13 protein-coding genes are annotated in these 14371 nt (G+C 43.3%); 6 read left to right on the top strand and 7 right to left on the bottom strand.

From position 1 onward, the window contains the following. Positions 1-23: 23 nt before the first annotated feature. From BN1546_RS18870 to BN1546_RS27930, 6 genes are all read left to right on the top strand, one after another. Complete coding sequence (locus BN1546_RS18870) at positions 24-503, top strand: DUF4280 domain-containing protein (protein ID WP_090738566.1); 480 nt, start codon at positions 24-26, stop codon at positions 501-503. 25 nt (positions 504-528) lie between these two features. After that, positions 529-3603: a contractile injection system protein, VgrG/Pvc8 family gene (locus BN1546_RS18865; protein WP_090738565.1), complete on the top strand. Its 3075-nt coding sequence runs from the start codon at positions 529-531 to the stop codon at positions 3601-3603. Between the two features lie 16 nt (positions 3604-3619). After that, complete coding sequence (locus BN1546_RS18860; RefSeq protein WP_090738564.1) at positions 3620-4594, top strand: hypothetical protein; 975 nt, start codon at positions 3620-3622, stop codon at positions 4592-4594. 21 nt (positions 4595-4615) lie between these two features. After that, positions 4616-5068 (top strand): DUF6630 family protein, encoded by a 453-nt coding sequence (locus tag BN1546_RS18855; protein WP_025676075.1) that lies wholly within the window; start codon positions 4616-4618, stop codon positions 5066-5068. Between the two features lie 653 nt (positions 5069-5721). After that, a complete protein-coding gene (locus BN1546_RS18850; protein ID WP_090738563.1) occupies positions 5722-6189 on the top strand; it encodes a DUF6985 domain-containing protein in 468 nt (155 codons plus the stop codon). A gap of 170 nt (positions 6190-6359) precedes the next feature. Next, positions 6360-6623, top strand: a complete 264-nt coding sequence (locus tag BN1546_RS27930; RefSeq protein WP_255305431.1) for a hypothetical protein — start codon at positions 6360-6362, stop codon at positions 6621-6623. A gap of 497 nt (positions 6624-7120) precedes the next feature. Here BN1546_RS27930 and BN1546_RS18840 read toward each other — a convergent pair whose 3' ends face one another. From BN1546_RS18840 to BN1546_RS18810, 7 genes are all read right to left on the bottom strand, one after another. Continuing rightward, positions 7121-8002 carry a carbohydrate ABC transporter permease gene (locus tag BN1546_RS18840; RefSeq protein ID WP_043886031.1) on the bottom strand — a complete coding sequence of 294 codons (882 nt, stop codon included), beginning with the start codon at positions 8000-8002 and terminating at the stop codon, positions 7121-7123. 56 nt (positions 8003-8058) lie between these two features. Continuing rightward, a complete protein-coding gene (locus tag BN1546_RS18835; RefSeq protein ID WP_013372488.1) occupies positions 8059-8940 on the bottom strand; it encodes a carbohydrate ABC transporter permease in 882 nt (293 codons plus the stop codon). Between the two features lie 26 nt (positions 8941-8966). Next, positions 8967-10310: an extracellular solute-binding protein gene (locus tag BN1546_RS18830; protein WP_013372489.1), complete on the bottom strand. Its 1344-nt coding sequence runs from the start codon at positions 10308-10310 to the stop codon at positions 8967-8969. Positions 10311-10446: 136 nt separating this feature from the next. Continuing rightward, positions 10447-11247, bottom strand: coding sequence for a response regulator (locus tag BN1546_RS18825; protein ID WP_090738562.1), 801 nt, complete (start codon positions 11245-11247; stop codon positions 10447-10449). A 2-nt stretch (positions 11248-11249) separates the two neighbouring features. Then, positions 11250-13010, bottom strand: a complete 1761-nt coding sequence (locus BN1546_RS18820; RefSeq protein ID WP_090738561.1) for a cache domain-containing sensor histidine kinase — start codon at positions 13008-13010, stop codon at positions 11250-11252. 274 nt (positions 13011-13284) lie between these two features. Continuing rightward, positions 13285-13728 (bottom strand): HEAT repeat domain-containing protein, encoded by a 444-nt coding sequence (locus tag BN1546_RS18815; protein ID WP_090738560.1) that lies wholly within the window; start codon positions 13726-13728, stop codon positions 13285-13287. Between the two features lie 258 nt (positions 13729-13986). After that, positions 13987-14328: a cupin domain-containing protein gene (locus BN1546_RS18810; protein WP_025676085.1), complete on the bottom strand. Its 342-nt coding sequence runs from the start codon at positions 14326-14328 to the stop codon at positions 13987-13989. Between the last annotated feature and the right edge of the window lie 43 nt (positions 14329-14371).

Here is a 14371-nt window from a genome sequence, read left to right as displayed (position 1 = left end):
CTTTTATCCAAGGAGGTACTTATATGTTTTTACCTATACTTATTAAAGCTTTGGCCCAAGGTGCATTCAGCGGAGAACATTCCTATGTGGTGAGAGGAGCCAAGCTACAGTGCAGTCAAGGTACAGACCCTGGTGTGCTTAATATGATGTACAGCCATGGTGTCTTCATTAAAGATAAACCCGTTCTGAACGTGGACGATGCCATTTGTGGAGCCAACATTAGCAAAATCAATGCTTTTGGTCTGTGTAAATTGAAGCATGGTCTTCCTTGCGAACCTGAGATTGCGTTTGGGTCCAAGTGGACTGGTGGGAAAGAAGACGTATTGATTGAGGGGGCACCCGCCCTACTCAACAATTCGACCTTAATGTGTAGCTGCCAAGATGTTCTGACTAATACGTTCAATTTCATGATAGACCCCAGTGATGATGGTACCCTCTCTTCTGCGATCGGACCTAGTGGTGGGGGCATCATCTCAATCATCGATGACGGGCAAGACAGTTGATTTTATCAAGCAAGGAGATTCAGGAATGAACATCGTAGCAAAAGACCGTTTTACCTATCAGCATCTACATGTTACCTGGCCCTATGGCAAGCTGCGTCTTCGTAATGTCCATATGAGTCACGAGCTCGGAGAACATGCCAGACTGAAGATCACGGGCGTCTTGGAAGGCAATCAAGCAGAAACGATCATTACTAAAGCAAGTAGCGACGACGAAGTTGAGCTATGGTATTCCGATGCCAAAGATCAGAAGCATCCATTATTCATAGGACAACTATACTGCGTAGATGTGGAGCACACGCACCAGGAAATCGTGGTAACTCTCGACGTCATTTCTCACAGCTTCAAATTGGATACGCAGTTCAAAAATCGTTCCTTTCAACATATCAATCAAAAATTTGTGGAGATTGTAGATGCAGTGCTGGCCGATTATAAAGGCTCGGATAAGATCGATGAAGCTTTTGAGAAAAAAGCGACAGGCCAGTTTATTATGCAGTATCAGGAGACGGATTGGACTTTTTTAAAACGGCTGGCTTCACATGTGGGAGCCCTGCTCGTCCCCAATATCGTTTCACACCATGCGCAAATTTGGATCGGAATCCCGCAAGCCAGGCAGCATATTCATTTGAAAGAGGTTCCTTTTTCGTTACAACGCAAGATCGCTCCTTATCTGGATCAGGAGGCGAACGGCTGGAGATCTGCCAATATCGGAGATTACACCCGTTATACCTTTGAGTGGGATCAAATGCTGCAATTAGGAGATGAAGTTGAACGCAATCACGAAACTTACGTCATCACCAAACGTGAGGGTCAATTGATTCGTGGCTTGATGACTTGGTCGTATGAATGCGCCCTGACTGGGGGCTTGAAGGTCCCCAAAATCTATAATCGAACAATCATTGGCGCGGCTATTGAAGGAAAAATACTGGAGGTCAGCCGGAATCAGGTTCGATTGCATTTGGATATGGACGATCACCAGAATCCTAAGGATGCCCAGTGGTTTCCCTATTCTGCAGAAGGGAATCAGGTGTGGTATCTGATGCCGGAAAAGGGTGCACAGGTGAAGCTGTATTTTCCAAGTGCAGACGAAGACGATGCGATGGTCATACAATCGGTCCGAACGAAACCATCTAGTGTTGCTGTCCCTTCATCTCACGCAGCTCAAGGTGCCGTGATCGAATCACCAGCAGAACGTCACCAGCGTAAAACAGCCGATCCTGGGGTCAAATCCTTTGCAAATCCCCAAGGAAAAGAAATTTCCTTAGGGAACTCCGAGCTGTCGATGAGTGCGCAGGAAGGATCGCTATACATCTCCATGAATACCCAGCACGGTGTCAGCCTGAACAGTACCCAACGTGTACAAATTCAAGCTGCAGGCAGCCTTAGTCTTTCGGCAGGTAGCATCCGGCTGCAAGGAACGAATGGCTTACACTTGAATACAACAACGGATACGCTTGATTTGGAGCAGGAAGTTAACAGCGTGAGTTCGGAAATCCAGCTTAAAGCTTCCCTCCATCAATACTACCCAGATCCGATCTTATCTGACTTTGAGAAACAAGTCGCTGAAAAGGGAATCCAAAGCGTAATGGGAGCTCGTGCTAAAGAAAACGTAGGTGCCACCCTCAAGGGAGAATGGGATGCGGGTTTGGAATTTATAGGCGGTGTATGGGACTCGGTTGTCGATATAGTGGATATGGGGACCATGGTAATGACCCCTCTTGTTATGCCGGGAAATTACACTGGTAAAGGTTTTCTGGAGCGCAATGAGACGCTCGAGGGCATTAAGAACGGTGCGAAGTTTGGCTGGAACTATATTGCCGATTCATTCCAAGGGAAGAAAACAAAGAAAGATGTGGTTCACGACCTTGAAACTGTATGGGATGGCATAAAAAGCATACCCGATCCGATTGAGCGAAAATTGAATAATTTCTTCCCTAATCCATTGACCGATACCAAACAGGAAAGTTACGATGCAGGATACGACAGCATCAAGGCCGTTGAACGTGTTGCAGACATTTATGCGTTTGTTAAAGGCGGCACAAAGTTAGTTAGAAAGCTGGGAAAGTTGGGGAAAGAAGAAGCCTCCTTATCTAGGGGACTCAAGGAAACTGAGGAAAAGAAAGCCGGTAAAGGTGGCGCGCCGGGTTTATTCGGAGATTCAGCAAAGGCCGACTCTGCTCTGGCCAAGATTGGAGATGGTAAATTCAAAACGAATGCCATCCGTTTTCCAACCAATTTTGAATCCTTGGGGAGTTACTTGCAAAGTGTATCTAGAAAGATGAATATTCGTTTAACTAAAAGGTCACCCATCTTCGCAACTGCTGGTGGTCATTATCGGTTTCATGATCCTGGTCCTGACATCCCACATTCTAAAGGTTCCGGTGCAAAGATTTCACCTGAGAGACAAAAGCAGATTGATGCGTTAGAATCAGGAGAGTACACGGGTAAGAGCACTAAGGGGAAAGATACAGGTGGTTTGAAGGCCGACAATATCAAAAAAGAAATTAAAAATTTAGATGAACAAATAGCCAAATTGAAAAAAGAAGGAAATGAGAATGACCTCAAAAGATTAACACGTAAACGAAACAAATTGGCCAACAAATTGGATACAAAAGATGAAATTAGTGATAATTTTGACTTGCAAGACGCAAAAGAACATGAAAGAAAAATCGATAATTCTAAATATTTTAGTCATGATAAAGGTGATTTTGGAGAAGAAGTAGCGAAAAAAGTAGCAAGAGACAGTAACTTAGGTGAAGACATTTCAGATTTGTTCCAAGTAGGTAGAAACGGTATTGATGCGACATTTTTATCAGAGGGTCCTCCACCAAAATTAACAATGATTGAATCAAAAGCATCAGATTCCGCCAGTTTCAGTTATTCTAACAAACAGAAATTGGGAGGGGAAGCTTATTTTCAAGATATGTTAAAAAGTAAGGATCCAAGATATGCGAGTTTTCAGAGTAAATTGAAAAAGCTAAAAAAGAAGTATCCTGGATTACAGTTTGATTTTATTAGGGTAGAAACAGATGTGAAAATAACCAAAACTGGATTTGGCGTGGACGAGTTAAAGGTAAAAGACTGGAATAAAGTAATAGACTAACCTTAAGGAGGATATAATGCTAAACCCAAAAAAATTAGAAATAGCGTATAAAAGATACAGCAAAAACTTTGTTGACGGAATCAAATTTGAAGATATTAAAGAGGAATATGAAGAGTGCCAGAAAGAAATAATTAATATTGTCGATATGAATGCCGTGGAGAAGGATCATATTTTATTAATAGATTTAGAATCGATCTCTTCATATCATCTCTCTAAATGGAAACAAAATGTTCTAGTTAATGGTGAAAATACAGTAGAAGACTTAAAAAAAATGCAAATAGTCGTTTTTTACCAGTGTATGGGGCAAGATCTTTATAAAATCCGTTACCCTGAAATGATGACAGAATACTCCTTTCAGGAAGTCATAACAGCCCTAATTCATTTCACAATGTTTGGGTGGGAGAAAGAAGAAAACATATTATTCGAATTTATTGATAATAACCTTGGAAGTAATATACTGAAATCCAATGAATGGAACAAGCATACATGGTTCTTACTGGAATTATACTTGCAATATAGAAATAAAACTATTGCAGGAACGAGTCAAAACTTGAATATAGCTGTGAAGGAAAAATTCAAGGAAGCTGGGCTTCGATACGATTTAATCCCGAAAGACTTGGATATATATAAGGAAGTGTTGGGACAATGGACAACTCGGGATTCGGAAGCAATTAAACACCTGATTGGCGAAATGTCACTTTACCACTCTATTTTAGCCTCAGAAATGGGCGAGTCCATTGAATTTGGCGACTTTAAATATGGATTCTATCCGTATGAAATATTATTCTTGCTTTATGTAAGGAAAAAGTTGGGCCTACCGGTTTTCAATGAATTTGACGAGGTATTGATGAACACGCCAGAAGCTAAAATGGAAATCGGGGACCCTGAACCCTATCCAGAATGGGATCCGCTGTTGCGCCTAACAGATAACTTCTATCGAAAGAATTATCCCGAATATATTCCGAACAAATATGGGGAATTGTTTCAATAATTACAAATGGAGGAAATCAACATGTCTGATGAGGAGATCGTCCATCTTATATTCGAGGATCGCCAAGACATAGAAGTTATTTTAAGTGACTTGGAGTTAAGTCTCTACGAGAGTGTTCTAAAATATGGTCTATCCACGAAGAAATTTCTCTACCTTGATTATCGAGGTGAGCAGTCTATGGAGATTGTTAACTATATTTTAGATTATGAATTTGCTCATAGCCTTGAGTTGGCTTCCCAAAAGGAACTAGAGGAACTGGGGGAATTTGATTATGAGTATATACCTGATAAGATAAAAGAAGTCAATAAACTCATTTATCCTAAAAGGTATGGATTGTTTACTTATCCAACCAGTGGCGATTATTATGCCCTATTTATTGCCAAACTGGAGCACAAATCTAAATTGCTGCGAGCAGAGCTGTTGGTTGATGAATGGACACCTTACAAAGAAAGATGCATACAGTATTACTATTAATTACACTTTCGGTCTATTAAAATCAGCTGATCTAACAACTTATAAACTTTTCAAAAGCTTATTCCTACTTGAATCATGAGTGGGAATAGGCCTCTTTTTACGCTAAATTCAAGGAAGAAAAAAGAGCTTTCTGGTCAAATTTTAAATGATCCGCTAACGACAATATAGGGCTACCTCAGTCAATCATTACGCCCCGACGGTTCAAATTTTGGCTACTTGGGAGTTAATTCTCCAAATATAAAATCTGAATTTCATACTATAGTGTAGTAAATGGACATCCTCACCTCATCTATCTAATAGAATTATGACGGTTACCCCTTTCAGCCGATGAGGGCTAAAATAAGATATCCAGCAGAGCCACAGTGAGCAGTTCTCGGACTTTTGAAGAAAACTATAGTGAGAGTTTTTCAGATGATATTAAAAACACAGTTTTAAATGCTATTTCAACAGAATTTTAAAATAACTATGAAATTTATAAGCTTACAAAAAAATTTACATCAGAGATCTTATATAGGTAGATTGGGAGTAAATAAAGAAACATATTCAAAGTGGTCAATTAAATGAAAAGTTTTTTGGAACTTTATTTGCGTATAAACAGAGGGCTAGTTGAACCGGAGAGGGCTTCCCAATAAACGAAAAAGAGATGATCTAAAATGACGAAAAGCGATCCAATCTTTGGTGAACTCGAATATAACTATAGTTGGGTAAAGGGTGCCACTATTCATTTTTTTGGGAAAGAAACTGAAATTGCATTGATGATAGATGGTGAAGAAGATGGCGGTTTTGATGAAGCTCAATATGCGGCATATCAATCTTTAATGCAAAACTGGGAGCAATTGCAGCAAAGCTTCTTGCAACCAATTTTAGACTATTACCAACAAAAGCGATATGAACTTGGTTATGATACTGAACTTGATGAGAATTATCCCTTAGTTGAAACAACCGATCAACTTCTTGAAATGGTTACTTTGGATGGAATTGTTGTTCCATATGCAGATATTTATGAAGGTCGAGACATCGGAATCCTTTTTGATTGTACATGGGATGTAGAGAATGGATTGGAAATTCGTTTATTTAACGAAAAAGTAACTGAAGTAGGTTACCAAGATGTTGCAATTTAAATAATTGGAGAAGGGCAAACTGGTGCTGAATTAAACACTTAATCTCATCATCATTTTCAATGTAACCTTTGTTTAAATTTGAAAAAGTTTCGTGAATTGAGAGATGAATTGTACACACGAAAGTGCTAAATAAGTACATCCTAATTAATTTACTATATGCAATGCGTTTTATGGAGAATGAAGGAGACGATATTGAGGAATTTGAGAGTATTCTAAACGAATTATCCCTTGTAGGAACAAATGATATAATTCCTAATCTTTGCACGATTTTCGAAGAAGAAGTTGCAGAGCCGTCAGCCGGTGATTATCTTATCGAAACTATATTTTATGTTGCAAAACGTAATAATTTAGAAGACGGTTTATATAAATTGGCTTTGAGCATCCCTAAGATGTTGCACAGTTTTGGGCAGAAAGAATTCACCGGACACTTTTAAATTCAAAAGATCTGGTGGCGTCTTATGACAAGGTTATAGACAAACTAGGAAGTTCAGATAAGCAGACTATTAAAGAAATCTTACTTTCGATTAAAGATGATGATCCAGATTTAATTTTAAAAATGGCCTGGTCACTTATAGAGAAATTAGGTTAAATATAGGTGGCCTAGCTGAGGACAAATTCTTTAAAAGAAATAATATTGCTCTAATTCTACAAAAGATTTTTTTAGAAATACTAATTATGTAAGGCACTAGAATAAATTTGTGAGACAATAACGGGTATAAACACAACTTGCTAACCCTCGACATTTTACAATTACATTATAGCCTCTGATAGATTCACGCAATTAGTCTGCATCACAAATATGAACTCTCTTGAGTTTGATTCAGTCAACCTGGACTCAACAAAAATGCACCCCCTAGCACTCATCGGACAAACCAAGAGGTTTGATCCAATGTCTATACTAGGGGTGCTCTTCTAATCAAGAAAATTTGCTTTACCCTTTAACTGACCCGGCTGCGATCCCTTCCACAATCCGGTCACTCATAATGAGGAACACGAGCAAAATGGGCAAAATGCTAATCATCAACGTGGCTCCGATTGCTCCCCAGTCGGTCGTATATTGACCGATAAAGTTCTGAACGCCGACGGTCAGTGTTTTATTTTCGTCCGAGCTGATGAACGTATTGACGAAAATAAACTCATTCCAGTTGTAGATCATGTTAATAATAGACGTCGTTGCCATGACGGGGGTGGTCATGGGCAGCACAATCCTGAAGAACATCCGGTTGACGGAGCAGCCGTCCATAACGGCCGCTTCTTCCACTTCACGGGGCAGGGCGTAATAAAATCCCAGCAAGATCATCATCGTTGTTGGCAGATTAAAAGCGACATACGACAGGATGATGGATACTGAAGTATCTGTTAGATGCAGTTTGAGAAACATACTGAACAACGGGATTAAGGTGGAATGGACCGGAATCATGAGTCCGACCATAAAGAGCCCGAGGACCAGCTGACTCCCTTTCCACCGCATACGTGTAATGGCAAACGTAACAAAGCTGGCAAGCAGCACGGTCAGCGCCACAGATATGACCGTAATCCACACACTATTGAAGAAATACCGTCCGATATTGCCGCTGGTCCACACATTCATATAGTTTTCCCAATGCGGCTGGGACGGGAGTGCAAACGGTGGAAGGTTAAACACTTCCTGATTATTTTTAAGCGAAAAAAGCATCAGCCACACCAGCGGTAAAAGCTGCGTCACCGCTAAGATGATCAAAAGTATATACAAAGCGGCATAACCGACCCGAGTTAACATTTTGCCGCGAGTAGCGACTCCAAGCGGATAGTTGGCGGCTGCCTGGGTTTTCATATCCTTTCCTCCCTCTTCCTGTCCTTTGTTACCTATGATCTAGTTGCATGAATGTTCTATGAATACTGGATGGTGTCACTAGTAGCGGTCACCTTGCGAATCACCCACGTAGCAACCAGACAGATGAGCAGCAGGGCAAAGGCTGTAGCGCTGCCATATCCGAAATCGAAGCTACGGAACGCCTGGTGGTACATGTACGAAGCCATCACTTCACTGGCCCCGTTCGGCCCACCGTCCGTCATGACGTAGATCAGGTCAAAATATTTGAGCGAGCCGACAATGGACAATATGATCGTCACGTTAATTACCTCGCGCAGTAGAGGCAATTTGATACGAGTCGCAATCTGCCAGGCACTGGCTCCGTCGATCCGTGCAGCCTCCATCAGCGTTTCGGGAATGTTTTTCAGCCCGGCATAATAGATCAGGATATAAAAGCCTGCATATTGCCAAATAATCGGAATGAATAAGGCAAGCAGCACCAGAGACGGATTAGCCAACCACTCGGGCGGATTGTGAACTCCGACCGATGCCAGCAAAGAATTCAGCACTCCGTTGGTCGGGTGATACATTTTGAGCCACAATTGAGCGATCGCTACAGAAGACAGCAGCATGGGAATTAAATAAATTTTCCGCAGCAGATTCGCTCCCTTGATTTTTCCTGACAGAATCATCGCAACGACCAGATAACCGATCAGACTGATGCCTGAAAACAAGGCCAGCAGCAGCGAATGCCAAGCACTTTGCCAGAATGCCGCGTCTGTGAACAAATGTTGATAGTTATCCAGCCCTACGAAAGTCATAGGGCCGATTCCATTCCACTGATTCAGACCGTAATAGCCGGTCAGTACGATGGGCACATAAATCACGGCAAATAACAGCAGCAGGGAAGGCAACACATAGAGAGCAATGACGAGCTTATTGGACATGACCTTTTCCACGGTCAGACCTCCTTAGGTGGTCAATTTCAATTTCCTTTCTCGATGGCAGCCTTATGCTGGTCGGCAAATTGTTGCGGTGTCACCGCTTTACCAAACAACGCCTGAATCATATTCAAATGTACCTGCGCTGCATTCGGCTTCATTTGTACATCAGCGAACAATGTAATGTTGCTGGCTTGGTTCAGCCCATTCAGCAGATCGACATACAGCTTGGGCAATTTTTCTTTAGAGGTGTCCACCTTCGTCGCCGGAATAACGCCCGCCTGTGTGACCGATTGCTCTCCCCATTTTTCTACGAAGTATTCCACGAACGCTTTGGCTTCTTCTTTTACTTTGGAATTTTCCGAAACAAACAAGCCGACTCCCGGACCTCCTACCCAACTGTTCTCGTTGCCCTTGCCGCCTGCAACCATCGGGAATTTAAAGAAGCCGACTTGATCTTTAAACGCTTGCGGGATTTCGGGATTAGTCGTAAAATTCGGCAACTCCCAAGTAGCCATCAAATACATCGCCGCTTTGTCGTTCATAAACTCGGATTTTCCTTCATCATTGGACAAGCCGTTAAATCCTTTGTTAAAGGCGTTCATATCCACCAGCGTCTGAATTTCGGAGGCCGCCTGAATTAAACCAGGGTCATCGAATGATCCTGAGCCGTCAATTGCTTTTTTCAGCGTTTCGCTACCTGCTATACGGTCTGCCAGATACATGTACCAAAGCGAACCCGTCCAGCGGTCTTTATTGCCCAATGCAATCGGTGCAACTCCATGATCTACAAGTGTTTTCACCACCTGCTTAAATTCATCAAATGTCGCAGGTACCTTCAAGTTGTATTTTTGGAATATGGCTTTATTGTAATAAATGGGTGTTATGTTCAATTCGATCGGAAGCGCATACGTTTTACCATCCAGCGCATAGGCATCGGTCGTTCCCGGTACGAATTTGTCCTTCAGCTTGGAACCTTGCAGCAGGTCATCCATCGGCGTAAATAATCCACCTTTAACGTAAGGCTCCATGAAACCGGCTGCCCAAGTGATGCCGATATCTGGCAATTCATTGGAAGCTGACAGCACTTTGAGTTTGTTTTTGTATTGTTCATTTTCCAGCACTTCCTGCTGAATGACGACATTCGGATGATCCTTTTGGTATTGATCTATAATCTGAGTTACAAGCTTGCTTTGCTGTGCCGAGCTTCCCTCTGGCCATAAGTGCATCATTTTGAGCGTAACCTTGCCCCCAGCTCCACTGGAACCGCCTTGCCCATCCTTACCAACACCACAACCGGACAGCACTAGCATGAATGACAGCAGCAGGGTCAACCCAGCAACCCATTTTCGATGTGAGCGCTTACGAACTGAATACTCGTTGGACATCGTTAGACCTCCGTTATTGTAATTATATTTTTTGTAACCGTTATCATTTGTAAGTTTAGCACTCTATTTCTGCTTCCAACAGGGTACGCTCATTGGGTATAATTCCACTTTTATTGGGTCGTGAGCAGCCTATATGTCAGTCGATATTCTCTGGTCCTTTACGCATCTGCTGTCTATAGCGGCTGGGACTTACCCCCTCGGTCGCTTTGAATACTTTAATAAAATATTTATCTGTCCGGTAGCCTGAGCGCTCACCGATTTGGGCAATCGTCAACTGGGTATGCAGCAGCAGCTCCTTAGCCCGTTGTATCCGTATCCTGTGCAGATATTCGCTGAAGGACAAACCACTTTGCTCCTTAAATAAAACACTAAAATAGCTCGCATTCAGGTGTGAATGCGCTGCAGTCTGCGCCATCGTAATGGGTTCGTGAAGATGCTCTGCCATAAAGGTGAAGGCTCGCCGTACCGGATCGCTAATCGTAGTCGCTTGGAGGTCAAGCTCTAGCAGAACAGGGTCAGCCAGCTTGTCCAGCTTCTTGTACCGCTGCCGTTCCTCTTCCAGTTGAAGTGCTTCATTTACCGCATTCAGCAGCTCCTGCTTATCAATCGGCTTGAGCAAATAATTAACGGCTCCGAGACGAAGCGCCTGCTGGACATAATCAAACTCTGCATATCCCGAGATCACAATGATCGCCGGGCGATGTGAATCCCGTTCCAGAGAACGGATTAAATCCAGCCCGCTGAATTCCGGCAACCGGACATCTGTAATCAGCAGATGTACCTTCTCCGCTTGCAGCATATGTAATGCCTCCAGGCCATTCCCCGATGTCATAATCCGGTATTTCCCGGCGGCCCACTGCTCCAGTGTCTGATGTATCCCCTGACGTGTTCTTTGTTCATCGTCCACAATAACAATGGTCTTGGATGAAAAACTCATTCCTACCGCCCCCCGTATTCATCAGGAATTTCAAAAGCGACCACCGTTCCTTCCTGCACAGCACTGTAGATCAGCACGCCGTCCGTTGGATAAGATGCACTGTCATAATAGAGAGCAAGCCTGCGCTGCACGTTAACCAGTCCCATACCGGTTCCCTTGCTCTGACAGGCAGATCCCTCGATCAACGCTGTACGCACAGCTACAAGTTCCTCCTGTGTCATTCCAGGTCCGTTATCTACAACCTCGATCCTAGTCCAACCCAACCTCGCCGAAGGAGTGATTCGAATTTCAACACGGCCATTGCCGATGCGATTTTCGACACCGTGTAAAATTGCATTTTCTAGAATGGGCTGGATCAGCAGCTTAGGAAGCGGAATGCTTGCTGCCTCTGGTGGCATATGAATTTGCCAGCTCAGACGTTCGCCCAGACGCATCTCCATCAATTCCAGATAACGACGGACTTGTGCTATTTCTTCCCCAAGTGTCACCCAAGAGTCATGGTGAGCCGGTTCGATCACATAACGAAACAGCCGCGACATGGAAACCATCAGCCCGGCAAGCTCCTCCTCTCCTTTTTCTTGCAGCGACCAATTGAATGCATCTAGCGTATTAAAAAGAAAATGCGGGTTGATCTGCGCTTGCAGTGCTTTAAGCTCGGTCTGGCTTTGTAAAGCCTCCTTCTCGCAAATGACACGGATCAATTCATTGATATCGACAATCATCGTGTTGTACTCTGCATTTAATTCCCGTAATTCAACCGCTGCTGCAGGTTCAGGATTCAGGGCCAACGCTCCTTCCCGTGAACGGCGCATCGCCTGAATCAAGTGACCTATCGGTCTGGTAATCAACGTTGACAGCATAAAGGACATGAACAGGAATAACACGGCACCTAGAGACGCCGAAATAATAAGTGTCGTCCGTAAAACCGTAATTCCGTCTGTGACGACGCTAACTGGAATCAGGATCAGCAGCGACCAGCCGGTCCGTTCCGATTGCTGAACTGCCTTCACATACTCGCGCTCTCCAATATGAACCGTCTGTGTCTTGCTGTGCAATACATCTAACAAATTAGTCTGACTCATAGGCTCACCCGACAGCAGCTGCCCTCGGCGATCTACAAGCAGCATAGTTTCATTTGCTTCTTCATGGGTCGCTGACGTACCATTTAGCCCAAAATAACTTCGTTCCATGCGGGTAATCAGATATCCTCCGCGTGAAAACCAGCGATCCACCAGGCTCACCTGCCGAATCGCCAGCAGCGACTGGGGATTTTCAGGATCTATGCCGATCCAGACCAGCCTGCCTTTCATCTCATTTGCTTCCCGAATGTCCGCCTGTCCGATACGATCCTCCAGACTGCCTTCTCTAATCGGAAACAACATCTTCCCTTCAGCGGTATACAGCTCCAGCGAGCCAACGCTCGGCATATAAGCCTGATAGCTGTGCATCACTTGCAGTAGCGATTGACGCTGTCCGAAAGTCACCTTGCCCCCATTACGCTCCTCCAGCAAAATATGCTGAACAGATGGATGATTCGCCACTTGTTCCGTCAGGCTGTCCATCTGGCCGATTAATGCATCCAGTCTGCCGCTTGCTTGTACTGCGGTTTGACCAATATGCCGTTCGGCACTGTCTTTCAACAGGTGAGAGACATTGAGATAAATAAACGCTCCCGCCACACTCATCATAATGAGCATTACCAATATAAAGCCGATAAAGATCTGATTACGCAACGTGTTTAATGGTTGAAACCTTGAACGCATAAGCCTTCTCCCCCTGAGTCATCGCAGAAAAGTTAGTAATGATAACGCTTTCTATTTTTCTATTCTAGCGCATCGTTCCCCTTTGTTGGCATCTTTTTAGCAGAGATTAATTAAAACGGCCAGCCCTCTTTGAAATCATTGCGTTTGATCATAACACGTAATAACGATATATATTAAAAAAAGCCTTAACAAAGATATATCCTAATCCTTGTTAAGACTTGGTTTGCATTACCAAAGCAGTCCTCAGAAGTACATCAATGGCAGGGTTCAGGCATTATCTTGTGGATAACGAAGCCCATTTTTGCTCCAGCCACTGATCGAATTCAGTACCCTTGTTGCCTTCATAGATATCATAAATATCGACTCTCATCTTACGCAGCTTCTCGCGAAAATCGTTATAGGTATGGTCGGCTGGCAGGCTTTTTTTAATCCGCACTAGAATCTTCGTCAACCCCTTAACAAGCTCACCCTCTTTGCGCACAGGTGGCTGTACGTTTTCGCCCCATTCCTGTAGCTTGTGGTAAGCGGCTTCCTGAACAGCATATACCGTATCATTATTCATTCGGTGCGTCAGCAAGTCAATCGTCTGCTGGTTCTTCCATGCACCCAATTCATTCACCGCTGCTAGACGCGCTTTCCAATCGGAGGTTCGGTTTGCAGCCACCTTAAGCTGCTCATATACTTCTGCAAATTCCTGCTGAGTTTCGTTGTTTTCCAAAATAATCTCATCCTTTTCTAAAAATCACTACACTGCTGTTCATCACGATTGCCGTTTGTTAAATATAACATACTTGCAGGTCTTCTACTAAAAAAGATCATTATGAAGTGTATTGGAGCTGCAGCCAATAATACGAACAAAAAAGAACCCAAGGCTCCGCCTCAGGCTCACTGGTGCAGATTAACAACTGAAAACCTGCGTTGGTACAGTTTTTTTATATTCGGCATGCTCGATAATAGCCATATTTAGTAAGAAAATTTATAGAAAATCGGCACGTGCTGGTGTAAATGCATCTAGCAAAATTCCGTCATCCTCCAGCGGGATACAGCCATGAAGAGTGTCGGATGGAAAATGGATGCTGTCTCCTTCTTTAACAGTCTGCACTTCCTTGGTTTCCCCATTATCGATCATGAACTTAAAGCTTCCTTTCAAAACATAAGTGACTTGTTCATGGACATGCTTATGCAACAGGATTTCCCCAGTTTGGGCTTTAGCAAACATCACTTTGACATACATAAGCTGGTCACTGTGGGCCAGCACTTTCCGGGTCGTATTACTGTCTACTGTATCCATTTGAATATCTTGGTCATTAAAAAACATGAATCATTCCTCCTCATTTAGAACCCAATTTATTTAGATGAGT

This window comes from Paenibacillus sp. Mc5Re-14 (assembly GCF_001049835.1).
Classification (GTDB): Bacteria; Bacillota; Bacilli; order Paenibacillales; family Paenibacillaceae; genus Paenibacillus; species Paenibacillus polymyxa_C.
This window is presented reverse-complemented; position numbering and strand designations above follow the sequence as displayed.

What these genes read in the sequence shown, in the direction of transcription:
- BN1546_RS18870 (WP_090738566.1), top strand. Translation starts at nt 24, where the DNA reads ATGTTTTTACCTATACTTATTAAAGCTTTGGCCCAAGGTGCATTCAGC.
- BN1546_RS18865 (WP_090738565.1), top strand. Translation starts at nt 529, where the DNA reads ATGAACATCGTAGCAAAAGACCGTTTTACCTATCAGCATCTACATGTT.
- BN1546_RS18860 (WP_090738564.1), top strand. Translation starts at nt 3,620, where the DNA reads ATGCTAAACCCAAAAAAATTAGAAATAGCGTATAAAAGATACAGCAAA.
- BN1546_RS18855 (WP_025676075.1), top strand. Translation starts at nt 4,616, where the DNA reads ATGTCTGATGAGGAGATCGTCCATCTTATATTCGAGGATCGCCAAGAC.
- BN1546_RS18850 (WP_090738563.1), top strand. Translation starts at nt 5,722, where the DNA reads ATGACGAAAAGCGATCCAATCTTTGGTGAACTCGAATATAACTATAGT.
- BN1546_RS27930 (WP_255305431.1), top strand. Translation starts at nt 6,360, where the DNA reads ATGGAGAATGAAGGAGACGATATTGAGGAATTTGAGAGTATTCTAAAC.
- BN1546_RS18840 (WP_043886031.1), bottom strand. Translation starts at nt 8,002, where the DNA reads ATGAAAACCCAGGCAGCCGCCAACTATCCGCTTGGAGTCGCTACTCGC.
- BN1546_RS18830 (WP_013372489.1), bottom strand. Translation starts at nt 10,310, where the DNA reads ATGTCCAACGAGTATTCAGTTCGTAAGCGCTCACATCGAAAATGGGTT.
- BN1546_RS18825 (WP_090738562.1), bottom strand. Translation starts at nt 11,247, where the DNA reads ATGAGTTTTTCATCCAAGACCATTGTTATTGTGGACGATGAACAAAGA.
- BN1546_RS18820 (WP_090738561.1), bottom strand. Translation starts at nt 13,010, where the DNA reads ATGCGTTCAAGGTTTCAACCATTAAACACGTTGCGTAATCAGATCTTT.
- BN1546_RS18810 (WP_025676085.1), bottom strand. Translation starts at nt 14,328, where the DNA reads ATGTTTTTTAATGACCAAGATATTCAAATGGATACAGTAGACAGTAAT.